Source organism: Rhodanobacter glycinis (assembly GCF_006438785.1).
Classification (GTDB): domain Bacteria; phylum Pseudomonadota; class Gammaproteobacteria; order Xanthomonadales; family Rhodanobacteraceae; genus Rhodanobacter; species Rhodanobacter glycinis_A.
Map to the genome: position 1 here is coordinate 410,728 of NZ_RCZB01000001.1, position 15,677 is coordinate 426,404.

21 protein-coding genes are annotated in these 15,677 nt (G+C 64.6%); 11 read left to right on the forward strand and 10 right to left on the reverse strand.

From position 1 onward, the window contains the following. Window positions 1-87: 87 nt before the first annotated feature. Window positions 88-984: a LysR family transcriptional regulator gene (locus EAH75_RS02110; protein WP_140804002.1), complete on the reverse strand. Its 897-nt coding sequence runs from the start codon at window positions 982-984 to the stop codon at window positions 88-90. A 116-nt stretch (window positions 985-1,100) separates the two neighbouring features. On the opposite strand from EAH75_RS02110, the gene EAH75_RS02115 reads away from it, so the two are divergent. Together EAH75_RS02115 and EAH75_RS02120 are read left to right on the forward strand one after the other, a co-directional pair. After that, window positions 1,101-1,286 carry a 4-oxalocrotonate tautomerase gene (locus EAH75_RS02115; protein WP_140804005.1) on the forward strand — a complete coding sequence of 62 codons (186 nt, stop codon included), beginning with the start codon at window positions 1,101-1,103 and terminating at the stop codon, window positions 1,284-1,286. A 22-nt stretch (window positions 1,287-1,308) separates the two neighbouring features. Beyond that, window positions 1,309-1,704 carry a DOPA 4,5-dioxygenase family protein gene (locus EAH75_RS02120; RefSeq protein WP_140804008.1) on the forward strand — a complete coding sequence of 132 codons (396 nt, stop codon included), beginning with the start codon at window positions 1,309-1,311 and terminating at the stop codon, window positions 1,702-1,704. 201 nt (window positions 1,705-1,905) lie between these two features. On the opposite strand, the gene EAH75_RS02125 is transcribed toward EAH75_RS02120, so the two are convergent. Continuing rightward, the gene (locus EAH75_RS02125) at window positions 1,906-2,802 is read right to left on the reverse strand and encodes a LysR family transcriptional regulator (RefSeq protein WP_241668864.1); all 897 of its coding nucleotides are present in this window, start codon (window positions 2,800-2,802) and stop codon (window positions 1,906-1,908) included. Between the two features lie 127 nt (window positions 2,803-2,929). Between EAH75_RS02125 and EAH75_RS02130 the strand changes: the two genes are divergently transcribed. The 3 genes from EAH75_RS02130 to EAH75_RS20085 all read left to right on the forward strand — a co-directional run bounded on the left by EAH75_RS02130 (window position 2,930) and on the right by EAH75_RS20085 (window position 4,856). Beyond that, window positions 2,930-3,538, forward strand: a complete 609-nt coding sequence (locus tag EAH75_RS02130; protein ID WP_140654771.1) for an NADPH-dependent F420 reductase — start codon at window positions 2,930-2,932, stop codon at window positions 3,536-3,538. Window positions 3,539-3,575: 37 nt separating this feature from the next. Continuing rightward, window positions 3,576-4,310: an SDR family NAD(P)-dependent oxidoreductase gene (locus EAH75_RS02135; RefSeq protein ID WP_140804012.1), complete on the forward strand. Its 735-nt coding sequence runs from the start codon at window positions 3,576-3,578 to the stop codon at window positions 4,308-4,310. Window positions 4,311-4,565: 255 nt separating this feature from the next. Then, a complete protein-coding gene (locus EAH75_RS20085; RefSeq protein ID WP_140804014.1) occupies window positions 4,566-4,856 on the forward strand; it encodes a DUF3761 domain-containing protein in 291 nt (96 codons plus the stop codon). An 88-nt stretch (window positions 4,857-4,944) separates the two neighbouring features. On the opposite strand, the gene EAH75_RS02145 is transcribed toward EAH75_RS20085, so the two are convergent. The 3 genes from EAH75_RS02145 to EAH75_RS02155 form a co-directional block, all read right to left on the reverse strand. Then, window positions 4,945-5,457, reverse strand: coding sequence for a GNAT family N-acetyltransferase (locus EAH75_RS02145; protein ID WP_140804017.1), 513 nt, complete (start codon window positions 5,455-5,457; stop codon window positions 4,945-4,947). Between the two features lie 633 nt (window positions 5,458-6,090). Continuing rightward, window positions 6,091-6,687 carry a class I SAM-dependent methyltransferase gene (locus EAH75_RS02150; RefSeq protein ID WP_206666191.1) on the reverse strand — a complete coding sequence of 199 codons (597 nt, stop codon included), beginning with the start codon at window positions 6,685-6,687 and terminating at the stop codon, window positions 6,091-6,093. A gap of 314 nt (window positions 6,688-7,001) precedes the next feature. After that, complete coding sequence (locus EAH75_RS02155; protein WP_140654791.1) at window positions 7,002-7,340, reverse strand: antibiotic biosynthesis monooxygenase; 339 nt, start codon at window positions 7,338-7,340, stop codon at window positions 7,002-7,004. Between the two features lie 87 nt (window positions 7,341-7,427). On the opposite strand from EAH75_RS02155, the gene soxR reads away from it, so the two are divergent. The 4 genes from soxR (at window position 7,428) to EAH75_RS02175 (ending at window position 10,036) form a co-directional block, all read left to right on the forward strand. Next, a complete protein-coding gene (gene soxR, locus EAH75_RS02160; RefSeq protein WP_140804019.1) occupies window positions 7,428-7,895 on the forward strand; it encodes a redox-sensitive transcriptional activator SoxR in 468 nt (155 codons plus the stop codon). A 181-nt stretch (window positions 7,896-8,076) separates the two neighbouring features. Further along, window positions 8,077-8,877 carry an exodeoxyribonuclease III gene (xth, locus tag EAH75_RS02165; protein WP_140654798.1) on the forward strand — a complete coding sequence of 267 codons (801 nt, stop codon included), beginning with the start codon at window positions 8,077-8,079 and terminating at the stop codon, window positions 8,875-8,877. Between the two features lie 193 nt (window positions 8,878-9,070). Then, window positions 9,071-9,424: a YciI family protein gene (locus EAH75_RS02170; protein ID WP_140654803.1), complete on the forward strand. Its 354-nt coding sequence runs from the start codon at window positions 9,071-9,073 to the stop codon at window positions 9,422-9,424. Between the two features lie 30 nt (window positions 9,425-9,454). Then, window positions 9,455-10,036, forward strand: coding sequence for a dihydrofolate reductase family protein (locus EAH75_RS02175; RefSeq protein WP_140654807.1), 582 nt, complete (start codon window positions 9,455-9,457; stop codon window positions 10,034-10,036). Between the two features lie 216 nt (window positions 10,037-10,252). Here EAH75_RS02175 and EAH75_RS02180 read toward each other — a convergent pair whose 3' ends face one another. The 4 genes from EAH75_RS02180 to EAH75_RS02195 form a co-directional block, all read right to left on the reverse strand. After that, window positions 10,253-10,792: a cytochrome b gene (locus EAH75_RS02180; RefSeq protein WP_140654811.1), complete on the reverse strand. Its 540-nt coding sequence runs from the start codon at window positions 10,790-10,792 to the stop codon at window positions 10,253-10,255. A 22-nt stretch (window positions 10,793-10,814) separates the two neighbouring features. Then, window positions 10,815-11,855, reverse strand: a complete 1,041-nt coding sequence (locus tag EAH75_RS02185) for a cytochrome-c peroxidase (RefSeq protein ID WP_140654815.1) — start codon at window positions 11,853-11,855, stop codon at window positions 10,815-10,817. Between the two features lie 236 nt (window positions 11,856-12,091). Beyond that, complete coding sequence (locus EAH75_RS02190; RefSeq protein ID WP_240046320.1) at window positions 12,092-12,652, reverse strand: hypothetical protein; 561 nt, start codon at window positions 12,650-12,652, stop codon at window positions 12,092-12,094. A 36-nt stretch (window positions 12,653-12,688) separates the two neighbouring features. Then, a complete protein-coding gene (locus EAH75_RS02195) occupies window positions 12,689-13,033 on the reverse strand; it encodes a hypothetical protein (protein ID WP_140804021.1) in 345 nt (114 codons plus the stop codon). A gap of 246 nt (window positions 13,034-13,279) precedes the next feature. Between EAH75_RS02195 and EAH75_RS02200 the strand changes: the two genes are divergently transcribed. Beyond that, window positions 13,280-13,513 carry a hypothetical protein gene (locus EAH75_RS02200; RefSeq protein WP_140654825.1) on the forward strand — a complete coding sequence of 78 codons (234 nt, stop codon included), beginning with the start codon at window positions 13,280-13,282 and terminating at the stop codon, window positions 13,511-13,513. A 71-nt stretch (window positions 13,514-13,584) separates the two neighbouring features. Here EAH75_RS02200 and EAH75_RS02205 read toward each other — a convergent pair whose 3' ends face one another. After that, complete coding sequence (locus EAH75_RS02205; RefSeq protein WP_140654829.1) at window positions 13,585-14,592, reverse strand: zinc-dependent alcohol dehydrogenase family protein; 1,008 nt, start codon at window positions 14,590-14,592, stop codon at window positions 13,585-13,587. Between the two features lie 93 nt (window positions 14,593-14,685). On the opposite strand from EAH75_RS02205, the gene EAH75_RS02210 reads away from it, so the two are divergent. Continuing rightward, window positions 14,686-15,561, forward strand: coding sequence for a LysR family transcriptional regulator (locus EAH75_RS02210; RefSeq protein WP_240046321.1), 876 nt, complete (start codon window positions 14,686-14,688; stop codon window positions 15,559-15,561). Window positions 15,562-15,677: the final 116 nt, after the last annotated feature.

The window sequence follows — 15,677 nt, forward strand, 5'->3', positions numbered from 1 at the left end:
GCCGGACTACCAGGCCATGGGTCCAGACGTGCACCCTCATGGACCGGGGAATGAGGGTATGTGGATCAACTCTGCCCGTGCGCGCAGTCAGGCCTGCAACTGACCGAACCGGGCCAGCAGGAAATCGATCGCACTGCGCAGTTTGGCCGTCGGCCGGATGTTCTGTGCATAAATCAGGTGCATCGGTGACGGCGCAAGCGACCAGTCGGGCAGCACCGGTACCAGGCGGCCGGCGGCGAGATCCTCGGCCAGCACCGCTTCGGGTTGCAGCACGATGCCGATGCCGTTCACGGCGGCGATGCGCAAGGCGTCGCCCTGATTCGCGGTGAAGCGCCCCTGCACGCTGACGCTGCAGGTTTCCCCGTTGGGTCCGACCAGTCGCCAGCGATCGTGCCGTCGCCAATACGACAGGCCCAGGCATTCGCGCGAGCCCAGTTGTTCGGGATGGTCGAGCTGGCCGTGGCGCGCCAGGTAGGCCGGCGCGGCGGCCAGCCGTCGACGGTAGGGTTGCAGTGCTCGCGCGACCAGGCCGGGCTCGTCGATGTCGCCGATATGGATGCCCAGCTCGAAACCCTCGTCGATGAGGTTGGGTCGGCGGTTGTCCAGTGTCAGTTCGATGCTGACATCGGGATGGCGGCCCATGTATTCGCCCAGTGCGGGCACCAGGCTGTGGCTGCCGAAACTGACGGGGGCGATCAGCCGTAGCCGGCCGCGCGGGCTGGACTGCAGTTCCGATGCGCTCGCTTCGGCGAGTTCCACGTCGGCAAGCACGTGCTTGCAGCGCTCGTAGTAAAGCCGGCCCACGTCCGAGAGCTGTTGCCGACGGGTGGTGCGGTGAAGCAGGCGGGCACCCAGCCGGTCTTCAATCGCCCGAATGTGCTTGGCGACCATCGTCGGCGAGACCCGGCTGATCTCGGCGGCGGCACTGAAACTGCCGCTTTCCACGACGCGGACGAACATCTCCATGCCGGCAAGCTTGTTCATGATTAAAAACCCATGGGTTTTGTATGAGTCAAATGATCGCATGTTTATCAACACCCGGGCAGGGCGCAACATGGCCGCCCTGCCTCCATCCGGGAGGCGTTCATCGGAGAGCTGTCATGCCTACCTTGCACCTGGAAATGCACCCCGGCCGCACCCTGGAACAGAAGCGCACCTTCGTCAGCGAAGTGACCAGAGTGACCGCGCAGACGCTGGCATGCCCACCGGAAAGCGTGGATATTCTGATCAGCGAAGTGCCACGCGACGCCTGGGCCAAAGCCGGCAAGTTGCTGGCGGACGCATGAAGACAGCCACCGGAGGATCGTCATGACCGAGCAAGGCTCGCCGTATCACGCGCATGTCTATTACCTCCCCGATACGCGTGCGGCGGCCGAAGCCCTGCGGATTCGCCTGATCGACAACATGAAATCCGGCGAGATTCCCCAGCTCCTTTTTGTCGGCCAGCTCAAGGACCGCAACGCCGGGCCGCATCCCATTCCGCAATTCGAGATGCATTTCACGAGGGAAGCCGTGCCCATGATCCTCCGTCTGATCGAGGACTCCGGGCTGACCGCGTTGGTCCATCCACTCACGGACGATGACCTGGCGGACCACACGACCCTGGCCCGATGGATCGGGACACCGATCGAACTCGATCTGAGCACCCTCGATCCGCCGGGCAGAAACCAGGGCGTCGCGCGTTTCGCCAAGTCGGACTTTTGATCGAACTCGCGCGACGGCGAGCGCGGGGCCACGCTCCGCGGGTCAGGTCGGGACCGAAAAGCCCAGCAACGCGAAACCGAAACGGAAGGTTACATCGCGGCCGGCGGTACGCATGAGCGGCCTGGGCCGAGTTCGATGAAACGGTGACAACGCAGAGGAGCTGGCGCTGGTTTTGGACCCCGGTTTTGGACCGGCATGAAGCTAAGGTTCGCCAAGCAGCTCGACCAGCCGCGACTCGCATGGCGAGAGATCGTGCCCCCGGCGCTGCGAGACCATGAACGTGAGCGGACCGAGATGCCAGGCACGGCGCTCAAGTGCGACGAGCTGTCCGCTTGCCAGATCCTCGCTGACGAGGTTCCGCGGCAAGTGTCCCCAGCCGAGACCGGCCTTGAGAAGATCACGTTTGGCGCCGAGATCGTTGACCAGCCACTGGCGCTTGCCGGCAACTCCCTGCTGGGCTTTTTCTGCCCCGGGCTGGTTGTCCGTGACGACGATCTGGGTGTGTCGGCCAAACTCGTCCACGGGGATGGGTTTGGGTGTCGAAGCGAGCGGATAGGATGGCGCGCACACCGTCACCATCTCCGCCTCGCGCAGCCAGCGGCGTTCGATGGCTTCCGGGTTCACCTCCGGCACGTTCTCGATCGTGACGGCCAGGGCACACACCCTTTCGAGCACCAGGTTCTCGCCGCCCTGCATGGTCGTGATTCGCAGGTTGATCGCTGCGGTGGGGAACTCTTCTTGCAGCGTCCGCAAGCAGTCGATCAGGTGAGTGCGCGGGAAGTAGGCATCGACCGCCACCGAAACCTGCGGAACCCCGGCCTTGGCGATCGAGCCGGCGCGATTCTTCATTTCTTCCGTACGTGAGATCACCGCCCGCGCGTCCGGCAGGAGGCTGCGCCCTGCCGCGGTGAGCTGCGCCTTCCGTGTGTTGCGCTCGAACAACTCGACATCGAACGCACTTTCCAGCGCCTTGATCGCGTGGCTGATGGCCGACTGCGCGCGTCCGAGTTTCCGCGCCGCACCCGAGAAGCTTCCCTGATCGCACACCGCAACGAACGCACGCAGCTGGTTGATGGTGACGTTGTCGAGCACGTGCATCCAGAAAATAGATCGTATTAAGCAATGTTTCGTCAATTGAGTTGATGCGTCAAGAGACCCAGATCGGTCGAGCAACAGGCCCGAACGGGTCAGACCACTCAATCCCCGTACTGAAAAGGACAACTACATGAGCTACGCAATCATTGGTTTCGGCGCCATAGGCCAGGCCCTCGCCCGCGCTTTCGCCCGGAAAAACATCGAAGTCGCGGTCGCCAGTCGGCGGCCGCCCGAAGCACTGTTGCCACAGGCGCAGGCGATCGGATCCACGGTCGTTCCCAAGACGCTGCAGGAAGCGATGGAGGCGGAGGTGATTTTTCTGGCCGTTCTCTTCGAGGGTCATCGCGAGGTCGCCAAAACTCTGTCGAGTTGGCAGGGCAAGACTGTCGTGGACGCGATGAACGGTTTCGAGGGTCTGTCTTCTGCCGACGTCGCCAAAGCCTTCCCCGGTGCCCGGTTCGTAAAGGGCTTCAATCATCTGCCCGCGAGGACGCTGGCCGCCGACCCGAACGTCAAGGGCAGCCGCCGGGTCGTGTTCCTGTCGAGCGACGACGAAGCTGCCGCGGCGCGGGTGGCGGACCTCGCCGAACAACTGGGTTTCGCACCCGTCAATCTCGGGAAACTCGAAGAGGGCGGCACGCTGGTACAGGTGCGGGACAAGAGCTGGGCGCCTCTGATCTTCCAGGACCTGTTCAAGAACGAGCCCGAGCGACCTGCGACTGCCGCGGCAGCATCGTAATCACTCGCTTGTGCAATCCCAACGAAGGATCCATGACATGACCAGACTGAATGGAAAGACCGCCGTGATCACCGGCGGCGCTACCGGCATCGGCCGCGCCGCGGCAAAGCGCTTCATCGAGGAGAGCGCCTTCGTCTTCATCTTCGGCCGCCGGCAGGAAGCGCTCGACGCCGCCGTGGCCGACCTCGGGCCCCATGCCAGCGCGGTGAAAGGCTCGGTCTCCGACCTGGCCGACCTCGATCGACTCTACGCGGCGGTGAAGGCCGAGCGCGGAACCCTCGACATCGTCTTCGCCAATGCCGGGACGGGAGGCCTGCTTCCGCTCGGCGAGATCACCGCCGAGCACATTGACGAAACCTTCGACACCAATGTGAAGGGTACGATCTTCACGGTCCAGAAGGCGCTGCCGCTGATGGGCCAGGGCGGTTCGATCATCCTGACCGGATCGAGCGCCGGCACCACGGGCGCCCCGGCATTCAGCGTCTATAGCGCGAGCAAGGCGGCAGTGCGCAACCTCGCGCGGACCTGGGCGGAGGACCTGAAGGGCACCGGCATCCGGGTAAACGTGCTGTCGCCCGGGCCGACGGCGACCGAACTCGCGAAGGCAGCGGTAGGCGAGGAGGGCATGAAGGTCTTCGCCTCGATGAATCCGCTCCAGCGCATGGCCGATCCGGCGGAGATCGGGGCGGCGGCTGCCTTTCTCGCGTCGTCGGACAGCAGCTTCATGACCGCCAGCGAGCTCGCCGTCGACGGCGGCCTGGCGCAAATCTGACGCGCCACGCCCGGTCGGGCGCTCCATTCGATGTCCGGAGCCCGTCGGGCGTGGCAACCGCACCGGCCGCTTTCGCCCGCCGAAGGCGTTTCCCTCGACCTCAGCAGCTTCCCGTTCCAGGCCCTCAGGACCCGCCCAGCGCGCCGAGCGCTGCTGCCGGCCGATCCGAAGAATTTCCCGGCGTGCAGGTTTTGCCAACCGAGGTCTGGCAGGCCTGTTGCTTGCTGTTCCGGGTTGAATTGCCCCAGGTCCTGCATGCTCAGGCTCGTGCCCCTGATTCTCCTGCTTTGCGCCACTCCCAGCTTGTCGCTGGCGCAGAACCGTGAGCCTTCCACGTCACATACTGCCCCCACCGGCGCGGTGACGCTTGTGGAGAAGGGCCGCTACATCAACCGCGAGGGGTTCGACGTTCATCGCCCCGCACATACGGCCACCGGGGCGATTCCATCGGGTGCAACCGCACAATGTCGAGACGGAACATTCAGCTTCAGCATGAGCCGTCGCGGTACCTGTTCTCATCATGGAGGCGTTGCGCGATGGCTGTGAGCGCGACCGGAGAACGGGGGCAGGTTCACTTGCCACCTCAATCCGATCGGGATGAGTAAACCGGACTCCGTTTTTTGCGCGTGCGGGCTCAAATGTCCGGAATGGCTGCCGCAGCGAATGGTGCGAGCACCGTCCAGCCAAGCTTCGCATAAAGGTTGCGACCGTCTTCTGTCGCGACCAGAAGCTGCGGACTTGCGAGGGATTTTCGCGCCGTTGCAAGAGCGATCATCACCGCGACACCCAGTCCTTTTCGTCTATGGTCCTGCGCGGTTTCGATTCGGTCGTAAATGAACGCATCGGCCGTTTCCGCCGCGCATCCACTTGCGGCCAGATCGCCACCCGGCGCGATGACGGAAGCTCGGATGACAGGGCCGGCCTGCTGCAACTCCATCCGGTACCCCTGCGGCAGGGGCTGGGTATCGAGGGTTGCCGCTGCCGCCGTCATGAAATAGTTCGTGGGCTGGATCTCCCAGCGAGCGGGCAGGCCATTTCGCAGCTCGTCATCGGAGCCGCACAGCTTCAGGTAATGTCGGGGAGCCGTAATGCCATGGGCGATGGCGCGCAACCCATCACATAACCGTGGAAATACCCAGCGTTTCACTTCCTTTTCCGAGTGGGTATCTACTCGGAAGCCCCCGCGATCGTGAACAGGGAGCGGGGAGCCCCGAGCGATGGAATGCGCTGCTTGCCAGGCGAAAACGAGCTGTGGATCGACGCAGGATGTGGTCATGGCTGATGGCATGTGGTGCTCGGATGAGGGCGCATTCTCGGCGACAAAACGTGCTGTGCCACGTTGGCTCTCGGCCGCGGCGTCTTCGTGACCTTTGAGTAGAGCATCGCCCTGTCTCAGGAGCTAGGACGATAGCTACCGGCAGGACGAAAGGATGGCTTGAGCAAACCGCGGAGAGACGAGCGTTCTGCACATCTTTCCCCATTCATGACTGCATCTCGCATCCTGCGGCTCATTGCCGAAAGTGGGGCGCCGCAGCGATGCCGGAGGCGGATGTGGGTGGCTGTCGGTGCAGGGGCGCGGTGCAGAGGTCGGCTGACGTGAAGCCGAGTCTCGGTCCGAGTCCGCGCATAGCGGGTCGATTCCAGGCATGGCCCTGGGAGCGCATCAAGCTGGCTTGCGTGCATCCACCAGCATGGTCGGCACCCACGGGCCGCCCCACCACATGCGCCAGCCCAGGTTGCGCCGGACCACCGTGGCGCCAAGTGCCAGCAGGCGCTGACGTTAGCGGCGGCTTTTGGAAATGTCGGCGATCAAAAGGCGCCCGCCCGGTCGCAGTACGCGCCACGCTTCGTCGATCGCCTGGTCGCGGCCGAGCGCGTTGTTGATGTTATGGATGGCGACGCTGGAAACGATCAGGTCGAAACGGCCGCTTTCGAACGGCAACTGGCGCATGTCTGCCGTATGCAGCTCGACCCTGCCGGCGACGCCTTCGGCCAGCGCATTCTGCTCCGTGGTCGCCATGGCGTTGCCGGACTGGTCCTTGATGCTCCAGATATCGACCCCGACGGCATGGCCTCGCGGCAGGTATTCGGCGGCCATCAACAGCACCGCGCCGCGGCCACAGCCAAGATCGAGCACGCGTTCATCGCCGCGGATGGCCGCACCGGCGAGCAGGCTGCGCCATACCTGGAATTTGCCGCGGCGCGTGGTGTGCAGGTAGACGCCGGCCATGCCCAGCAGGATGACCGCGGTGATCCATAGCTGGAACAAGTGGGCGAAAACGATCAACCCGATGCAGATCACCGCGCCGGCGATCATCATCGCCGGTGCGTAGGGAGCGTCGATGCCGTAACGGCCGTTGCGCTTGACGCTTATCATCCTCGAGCCCTTATCCGTCGATTGGTCAAGACGATTCTTGGCTAACGTGTTCGGCCGCGATAGTGACGGGTGTCATCCAAAACCGAACAGGGCCAGGGCAGTGTCGAGGACGGGGCAGCGTTGGTCCACGCGCGAAGGGTCAGGTTCTTTTTGCTGTCCCTGGTCCAGATGACCCGGTCTGGGGATTTCCTGCAGCACCGCGAATGAGACACGCCCACCCTGGCACTTGCTGGGGCGGCGACCAGGATCAACGAGTTCCCGTTTGCGGCAAACGGACTCGTCGTTTGCCGCAAACGCGTTGCCCGGCTCGATCATCAGGCGCTGCGATAGACGCCCATATCGGCTTGCACGCCCAGCTCCCGGATGAACGCCGCGGGGTCGAAGCCTTCTTCCGTGTATTTCGCCAGCATGGTGGCTTTGGCGGCGGTGATCGCCTCCGCGTCACTCCACTCGACCAGGGTGATGATGCGGGATTCGCCGGGGCTGTCTTCCTGTTTCAATACCAGGTTCTGCTTGCAGCCGGACAGCGTGTCCAGGGTTTGCTGGGTGAAGCGCAACCGTTCCATGAAGGCGGGCAGGGCTTCTGTCGGGACAACGAAGCGGTCGATCCGGAAGATCGATGCGCCGTCGCTGGCTGGGGTGGGGCTGGTCATGGTGGAAACTCCTGCTGAGCGTTGGGTGGGGGCGGGTCGAGCATGCACTGTAGAACCTCATGTAAAGTTGAGGTCAAGAGGTGATGCATGAAAACCAGACTGGAACAGGCCGGGGTCGCTCCAACCCTTTCCGTGGGCGAAGTGGCGCGGCGCGCAGGCGTGTCGGTGTCGGCCCTGCATTTCTACGAGGCCAGGGGACTGATCAGCAGCGACCGCACCCAGGGCAACCAGCGGCGTTTTGCGCGAGACGTGCTGAGGCGCGTCGCGTTCATTCGCGTGGCCCAGCGGGTTGGCATTGCGCTGGCCGACATCGCTGCGGCGCTGGCGACATTGCCTGCCTCGGCGGCACCGACCCGTGCCGATTGGGCACGGTTGTCCGCTGCATGGCGCGCCGACCTGGACGAGCGCATAGCGCAGCTCAAGAAACTGCGCGACACACTCGATGACTGCATCGGTTGCGGCTGCCTGTCCATCGATCGCTGCCGCCTGCGCAATCCTGCCGACAAGCTCGCCGAGCAGGGAGCGGGGCCTCGACGCCTGTGGGTCGGACGTTGAACGGGAAAGGGTGGCTGGCTCTTCCGCCTGGCCACGTTGAAACCGCAACAGTTCCAGATGGACAGCTTTCCCGATGGGGGACGGGGTCATCCTCCGCAGCCACCTCGCATGTACCTGCGGCTTTCACCGCACAACGAGTTCCTGGCGCGTACCCTGGCTTGCATTCCAACGCAGGTTTTCAATGGCATCCCGTAAGACTCTCAAGCTGGCGACCTACAACGTCAACGGCATCGCCACGCGGCTGCCGCACCTGCTCGAGTGGCTGCAGGAAGCGCAGCCCGACGTCGTCGCGCTGCAGGAACTCAAGGCGGCCGACGAAGCGTTTCCCGCGGCTGTGCTGGAGAAGGCCGGTTACGGCGCGATATGGCAGGGGCAGCGGTCGTGGAACGGCGTGGCGCTGCTGGGCCGCGGCGTCGTACCCAGCGAGAGCCGGCGCGGCCTGCCGGGCGATGCGAAGGACGACCAGAGTCGCTACATCGAGGCGGCGATCCACGGCATCGTCGTCGGCGGGCTCTACCTGCCCAACGGCAATCCGCAGCCGGGTCCGAAATTCGACTACAAGCTCCGCTGGATGGCGCGGTTGCACAAGCACGCGCAGACCCTGGTCGGGTTGCCGCATCCGGTGCTGTTGATGGGCGACTTCAATGTCATCCCGACCGATGCGGACGTCTACGACACCAAGGCCTTTCGCAAGGACGCGCTGATGCAGCCGGAAGCTCGCGAGGCGTACGCCTCGCTGCTCGCTCAGGGCTGGACGGACGCGCTGCGCGACGTGTTCGGCGACTGCCAGGTCTATACGTTCTGGGACTACTTCCGCCACCACGCCGAACGCGACCGCGGCCTGCGCATCGACCACCTGCTGTTGAACCCGGCGCTGGCCGGGCGGCTCAAGTCCGCCGGCGTGGACCGCTGGGTCCGCCTGAAGGACCAGGCTAGCGATCACGCACCCACGTGGATCGAGGTCTCGGCACCCAAGCCGTGACCCCGCCGGTGGCCCCGGGTTCACGGTTTCGCAGGCCGGGCCTCTCACCCCGAGAGGCTGCTCATGCGCTGCTGCTTCCAACAAAAGCTCCGAGTCGAACAAAAATGTTCGAACGGTTGTCGAAATCTGTTTTGGCCGCTCGTCGTTGTGATGAAGGCTGGCGACCGGCCTGCAGATCATTGGAGAAGAAGACATGCCGCAATTTCTGGTGGCGATCCACCACCCCGACAACTACGACGCATCGCTTGAAGACGATGCGATGGTCCGCGACATCCAGGCGCTCAATGACGAGATGGCGGCTGCCGGTGCCTGGTTTTTCGCCGGCGGCCTGCAATCGGCGCCCCTCGCGAAATCGCTGCGCAAGCAGTCCGGCGGAGAGTTGGTGATCACCGATGGACCGTACATCGAGTCCAAGGAACACATCGGCGGCTTCTGGATACTCGACGCAGCCGACATGGATGAGGCCCTGGCGTGGGGACGCAAAGCCGTCGTCGCCTGCCGCGCATCGGTCGAGGTGCGCGAGTTTCTCGTCATGCCAACGGAATAGAAACGCCACCCCCGGAACACGGAGATTCAAATGAGAAAGCTCAAAATCATGGAACACATCTCTCTGGACGGCGTGATCCAGCACTCCGATGATGACGGCGATTTCCCCTATAGCGACTGGACCGCGCCCTATCGGACCCCCGCTGGCCGGGATGCGATCCTCGCCGCGTATGGCGCGAGCTTCGATCTGCTGCTTGGCCGTCTCACCTACGATATCTGGTCGGGCTTCTGGCCAAAGGCGCCGAGCAGTCCGATGGCGGACGCCCTCAATGCGGCGACGAAATATGTCGCTACCCATCGTCCGGAAAGTCTTGCATGGGGCCCGTTCGAGGGCCTTGGGCCGGACCTCGTCGAGGGCGTTCGCCGGATCAAGTCGCAGGACGGCCCGGACCTTGTTCTCTCGGGTAGCTCCACGCTGACATCGACGCTGCTCGAACATGGGTTGGCGGATGAAGTCCTGTTGATCGTCTATCCGGTCCTGCTGGGCACGGGGAAGCGCTTCTTTGCGGAGGGAACCCCGCCACGCTCATTCGAGCTCGTCAGCACGCAAGCATTTCCGTCCGGCATCATCCTCAGTACGTACAAGGTCGCCGGGCCTTTGAAGGCCGGGTAGCTCGCCCGCTTCGCCCGAGCCGGCGCTACACGCAACAGGGTGACCACGCGGGCCGGTGCATGAGGCGAGCCACCTCAGGCACCGAGCCTTTTTGTTTTCGCGGCGACTGAATTTGCCGCACGGCCCGCCAGGGAAGCAGCACGGCCCATCGAGCGGGGCAATGGAAAATTGCCAGCGAACTTCATGCAGCCTGTTCTTTGCCGAATCCGTCCTGGCTCAAAGCATCCGTCGCAACGTGTTGTCGCGAACCAGGAAGTGATGCCACAGCGCGGCAGCGATGTGCGCACCGATGACCCAATAGAAAACCTCGCCGAGTGTCTCGTGGATCTCGGCGACGAATTCATGTGCCGCGTGATCGGGACCGACCAGCGCAGGGAGGCTCCAACCCACCCACGGCAAGCTGACCAGCTGCCCGGCATAGTTCACCTGCAAGATGCCGAGGATCGGCTGCACCAGCAGAAACGCATACAACGCCAGGTGCAGGCCATGTGCGGCGAAGGCGATGACGGTCTTCGGCGCCGGCACGATCGGCGGTACCGGGGTGGTGAGCCGCGCGAGGATCCGCGGCAGCAGCAGTGCCAGTACCGCCAGTCCTGCCAGGTAATGGCCCTGCAGCATCAGCGAGGGCGGGGAGTTCCCTTCGGAGCCCTCGTCATCGACAAGGTCCACCAACACGTAGGCCAGCACGATGGCCAGCACGGTCAGCCAGTGTGCGTAGCGGACCACCCAGTGGTAGCGGCTGGATTTCACGACCATGTGAGCATCCTCTTCGTGCAGGCTACGGCTTGGGTCGCGGGGTGGTTGCCACGCTGGGTGGCAGGAGCGGCAGTGCGACCTTCGGCTGATCGCCGGTCAGAGCCGCAAGGAAAACCTCGATCTTGCCGACCTCCTCGTCGCTCAGCTTCGCGCCGAGCTGGCTGCTGCCCATGATCGCGACGGCCTGGCGAAGATCCCACACCTTGCCCGTATGGAAATAGGGTGCGGTCAGCGCGATATTGCGCAGTGAGGGCACCCGGAACACGTATTCGTCGCTGGCCGTCTTGGTCACCGCGAAGCGCCCCTTGTCCCCCGGTGGGAGAATGTCGGCACCGGGCCGCTCGACCACGCCGAACGGGGCGTACATGCCCCCGCCCACGTTGATGCCGTTGTGGCATGCCGCGCAGCCCTTGTTGATGAATAGCGCCAGGCCTTCCTGCTGGTTCGCGTCGAGCGCTTTCTCGTTGCCTTTGAGGTAGCGATCGAACGGCGCGTTCGGTGTGATCAGGGTGGCCTCGAACAAGGCGATGGCCTTGCGCACGTTGTCGAACGTGATCGGATCGGGCGCAGCTGGATAGGCCTTGGCGAACACGGCGGCGTAGCCGGGAATCCCCTTAAGCTGTTCGACTACATGTGCCTCGGTGGTGTCCATCTCGACCGGGTTGACCAGCGGTCCGCCGGCCTGCTGTTCAAGGTCCTTGGCACGCCCATCCCAGAATTGGGCGACGTCGAACACCGCGTTGTAGACAGTCGGCGCATTGCGACCACCATGCTGCCAGCGATGGCCCAGCGAAGTCTCCTGCAGGTCGACCCCGCCCATGCCGACCATGTGGCATGAATTGCAGCTGATGGCGTGGCTCTCGGACAGCCGAGGCTCGAAGTAAAGCATCTTGCCGAGCTCCACCTTGGCTGGGGTCGCCGCATTGCCCGGCAATGGCGGCGCGTTGGCGGGTATCGGTTTGAACAGACCCTGCGCCTGCTTCATCAATGCAGTTTGCGACCATGCCTGGCCTGTCGCCAGGGATGCGAGAACCATCAGTGAAACCAGCTTGATCGACGACATGAGCTGACCCTCCGCAGTTGGGTGGCAATCGAAATTATCAATGTCTGTTACGTATCCAGGAAACCCTGGTGATGCGGGAACGCGGCGCGGGCCAGACGACCGGGGCGGATGTCGCCGGGATCGTCGCCATACCCGTCGTCCTGGCTCAACCGGAGCCGTCGGCCGCGCCTGTCGATGCCAGGTCGCGCTGGCCGGCGCAACCACCGGCGCCGGGCTCGGTGCGAGACATCCTGCGGTCAGCGATTGCCGTCATCCTTCTGCTGCTGGGTCTGCTGCTCGGTGCTCTGCTTCTGCTGGACCTGCTTTTCCGTGCCTTGGTTTTGCTGTTGCTGCATAGTCTGCTGTTGCGTGCCTTGCCGCATGCCGGCACCCGGACCCATGCCCGGACCCATGCCGCCACCGGGGCCCATGCCCGCGCCCCGACCCATGCCGCCACCGGGACCCATGCCTGCACCCTGCCCGGGTGGCATGTCGGGCAGCCTCATGCCACGTTCGGCAGCACGCTTCTGCATCTGCTCATGGTGCTGCTTTCGCAGCGCCTCGCGCTCCTGGGCAGTCTTCAGGTTGCGCATCTGGTCGCGATACGCTCTGCGCTCGGCCGGAGTCATCAGCTGGGAACCATAGATCTGGCTGCGATCCTTCAGCGTGGTTCGGTCCTGTGTGCGCAGCTGATCCCGCTGCATCATGCCGCCTGCCGGCTGGCCGACAGGTGCGGATTGGCCACCGCGCTGGCTGCCGCTTTGGTAGGCAAATGCCGGCAGGGCGGCGAGCAGGCAAAAAACAGAGATACCGGACATGAAAACGTATCTGATTCGCATGGAAGTAGCCTCGCCTTAAGTTGCAGGGATGTCGCCGGGAGTGTGGCAACACCCGGATGTTCGGTTCATCGGCACCGACGACTGTTGACCGAGATCAACAAAAACGATATCGAAACGAAGGTCGGCGTCCGGCCTGCGACCATCGCCCCGTCCTGCCCGCAACAAGGGCGTGCGGTACGCATTCACCAGCCCGCAACAAGTGTTGGCGAATTTCTTGAACGAAGTCGGCCGCGTCTTTGGGGAGACGAAGTCATGAAAAGGATGGTTACCGGCATCGCTGGCATGCGATCCGCGCCCGCGCGCTGGCCATTGCCCATGGCGACCATCAGCCACGCCCAGCGAGCCAAGGATCTGGTTCACCTCGATGCGCTGCCGCTGACGCCGTCGTATGCATCGTGCGTATCGCGCCAGGCGGTTGTGCACGCATCACGGCGGCAGGTCTGGCGATGCTCGCGGCGGCGACTACGGCCAACTACGTACTCGATGACATGACCACCCATGCGATGCGGCATACGCAGCTGGCGAACGCTCCAGTGGGCAACGCCCACGCACGTGCGGAGCGGTGCGAACCAGCCTATCGTGCCGTTCTGATCACGATTAAACACCATGACGAAAAGCTACGAGCCACTGCTCACCACGAATCCTCACGCACCCCTTTACCGCGTCGATAAAGCGATCAAGGCAGCGCAGCAACGGCTCGATGCCGCCATCGATGCAAAGCGTCATCACACCAGCCGGAATCTTGCCCATGAGGTGATCAAAGAGGCGCGCGAGGGACTCAAAAGGTCTGAACAGTTGCTCAAGATCAAGGAACTCGCGCAGAGTGAGGCGGAGGCCTAGGGGGAGTCGGGCAAAACCGGGGTCGAACTGACCCCATTGCGGGCTCCTGCTGGCGCGCCGCCTTCGTTGTTTCAGCCGCTCACGTCCACCACGACCTTGCCGGTGGCTGCGGCGTTCTCGATCAGCTGATAAGCCTGTTCCGCCTCGGCCAGCGCAAAACGGTGCGGGTCGAGGTGCGTGCGCAGCTGGCCGAGGTCGGCCAGCCGGGTGGCCTCGCGCAGAATCTCGCCGTGATGCACCCGGCCGTACCCGGTCAGCAGCGGCCGCAAGGTGAACACGCCGGAGTAGGTCGCGGCACGGAACGACAGCGGTGCCAGCGCGTGCGTGCCCCAGCCCAGCGCGCTGACCACATGGCCGTGGTACGGCCGCACCGCTTCGAACGAAGCATCCAGTGTGGCGCCGCCGACGGTGTCGTAGATGACGTCGAAGCCCTCGCCTCCGGTGTGCGCCTGCACATAGTCCGCCACGGGCGTGGCGCCGTAGTCGATCGCGGTTGCGCCGTAGCCTTCGATCATCGCCTTCTGCCTGGCGCTGCCGGTGGCGAACACCTGGGCGCCATTCGCGCGGGCAAGCTGCACGGCCAGATGGCCCACGCCGCCGGCACCACCGTGCACCAGCACGCGCTGCCCCGCGTGCACGTGCGCCCGATCGACCAGCCCTTCGTACGCGGTGATGAAGCCCAGCGGCAGCGCGGCGGCCTCGCGCATCGACAGATCCTTCGGCTTCGGCGCCAGCAGGGCGGCGTCCACCGCCGCGTATTCGGTCAGCGAACCCTGCACGCCGCCGACGCCGCCGGTCATGCCGTACACGGCGTCGCCGATGCGGAAACCGTCCACCTCAGGCCCCAGTGCCACCACGGTGCCGGCCAGGTCGATGCCCAGCACTGCCGGCAGCGGATGGCGCGCGTGGCCGGCGCTGCCGGCGCGGATCTTGGTGTCCAGCGGATTGAGGCCGGCAGCAGCCACGCGCACCAGTACCTGACCCGGGCCGGGTACTGGCAGCGCCAGTTCGGTGAGGCGAAGCGGTGCACCGACCTGCTCCAGCACGGCGGCTTGCATGGTGAGGGGGAGGGTGTTCATGGCGAGGTGTCCAGCAGGGAAGGTGGATCCACGATAGAGCGGATTCCGATGCATGGAAATCGACGTTTTCGTTTTCTTTCCATGCAAAAATGCATGAACAAAAACAGCGGGAGCAGGGCCGTGGAGTGGAGCGACGTACGCATCTTTCTCGCCATCGCGCGCGAGGGTTCGCTTGGCGCCGCCGCGCGCGTGGTCGGGCAGACCCAGCCGACGATGGGCCGGCGCTTGCGCGCGCTGGAGGCAGCGCTTGGCCAGGCATTGTTCCAGCGCACCACCGATGGCTTCGTGCTCACCGACGAAGGCGCGGCCGTGATGGCCAGCGCCGAGCGCATGGAGGAAGAAGCGCTCGCCTTCGAGCGCCGGCTCGCCGGCCGCGAGAGCACGCTCAGCGGCCAGCTGCGGCTGGCCGCCTCGGACTGGTTCGGCAGTTACGTGCTCACGCCGGTGCTGGCCGAGTTCGCCCGTCGGCATCCTTCGGTCACCGTGGAACTGCTCACCGACGCGCGCCTCTACAGCCTGGCGCGTCGCGAGGCCGACCTGGCCTTCCGCATCAAGGCGTTCGACGAACCGGACGTGATCTCGCGCCGCCTGCTGCGCATGCCTTATGCGCTCTATGCCCGCCGCGGCGATCCGCGCCCGCGCAAGGACGGCCGCGGCACCCGCCTGGTTACGATGAACGCCGCGTTCGGCGGCATGCCCGACGTGACCTGGCTGAAAAAGCACCTGCCGCAGGCCAGCGTCGCCTTCACCAGCAACAACCGCGAAGCGCAGGCGCGCATGTGCGCCGAAGGCATCGGCGTGGCCGTGCTGCCTACGGCACTCGGCGAAGCCTTTCCCGAGCTCAGGCGGGTCGACCTCGGCGATCCGCCACCGTCACGCGACACATGGCTTGGGTATCACAAGGACCTGAAGCGGCTGAACCGACTGCGCAGCCTGCTGGAGTTGCTGGCCGAACGCTTTGCCGAGTGAGCTTCGCCCTTCGCGGCATGGGCCATCGCGGGATGACTGGCCGCGACGCATGAAGACCTTCCGGATCGTGCTGCGCGATTCCGGGATGACAGCGAGGCGAGCCGCAACGGCACGGG

Bases quoted from the DNA above. Each gene is read 5' to 3' on its own strand.
- EAH75_RS02110 (WP_140804002.1), bottom strand. From the start codon at position 984: ATGAACAAGCTTGCCGGCATGGAGATGTTCGTCCGCGTCGTGGAAAGC.
- EAH75_RS02115 (WP_140804005.1), top strand. From the start codon at position 1,101: ATGCCTACCTTGCACCTGGAAATGCACCCCGGCCGCACCCTGGAACAG.
- EAH75_RS02120 (WP_140804008.1), top strand. From the start codon at position 1,309: ATGACCGAGCAAGGCTCGCCGTATCACGCGCATGTCTATTACCTCCCC.
- EAH75_RS02125 (WP_241668864.1), bottom strand. From the start codon at position 2,802: ATGCACGTGCTCGACAACGTCACCATCAACCAGCTGCGTGCGTTCGTT.
- EAH75_RS02130 (WP_140654771.1), top strand. From the start codon at position 2,930: ATGAGCTACGCAATCATTGGTTTCGGCGCCATAGGCCAGGCCCTCGCC.
- EAH75_RS02135 (WP_140804012.1), top strand. From the start codon at position 3,576: ATGACCAGACTGAATGGAAAGACCGCCGTGATCACCGGCGGCGCTACC.
- EAH75_RS20085 (WP_140804014.1), top strand. From the start codon at position 4,566: ATGCTCAGGCTCGTGCCCCTGATTCTCCTGCTTTGCGCCACTCCCAGC.
- EAH75_RS02150 (WP_206666191.1), bottom strand. From the start codon at position 6,687: ATGATAAGCGTCAAGCGCAACGGCCGTTACGGCATCGACGCTCCCTAC.
- EAH75_RS02155 (WP_140654791.1), bottom strand. From the start codon at position 7,340: ATGACCAGCCCCACCCCAGCCAGCGACGGCGCATCGATCTTCCGGATC.
- soxR (WP_140804019.1), top strand. From the start codon at position 7,428: ATGAAAACCAGACTGGAACAGGCCGGGGTCGCTCCAACCCTTTCCGTG.
- xth (WP_140654798.1), top strand. From the start codon at position 8,077: ATGGCATCCCGTAAGACTCTCAAGCTGGCGACCTACAACGTCAACGGC.
- EAH75_RS02170 (WP_140654803.1), top strand. From the start codon at position 9,071: ATGCCGCAATTTCTGGTGGCGATCCACCACCCCGACAACTACGACGCA.
- EAH75_RS02175 (WP_140654807.1), top strand. From the start codon at position 9,455: ATGAGAAAGCTCAAAATCATGGAACACATCTCTCTGGACGGCGTGATC.
- EAH75_RS02180 (WP_140654811.1), bottom strand. From the start codon at position 10,792: ATGGTCGTGAAATCCAGCCGCTACCACTGGGTGGTCCGCTACGCACAC.
- EAH75_RS02185 (WP_140654815.1), bottom strand. From the start codon at position 11,855: ATGTCGTCGATCAAGCTGGTTTCACTGATGGTTCTCGCATCCCTGGCG.
- EAH75_RS02190 (WP_240046320.1), bottom strand. From the start codon at position 12,652: ATGTCCGGTATCTCTGTTTTTTGCCTGCTCGCCGCCCTGCCGGCATTT.
- EAH75_RS02200 (WP_140654825.1), top strand. From the start codon at position 13,280: ATGACGAAAAGCTACGAGCCACTGCTCACCACGAATCCTCACGCACCC.
- EAH75_RS02205 (WP_140654829.1), bottom strand. From the start codon at position 14,592: ATGAACACCCTCCCCCTCACCATGCAAGCCGCCGTGCTGGAGCAGGTC.
- EAH75_RS02210 (WP_240046321.1), top strand. From the start codon at position 14,686: ATGAACAAAAACAGCGGGAGCAGGGCCGTGGAGTGGAGCGACGTACGC.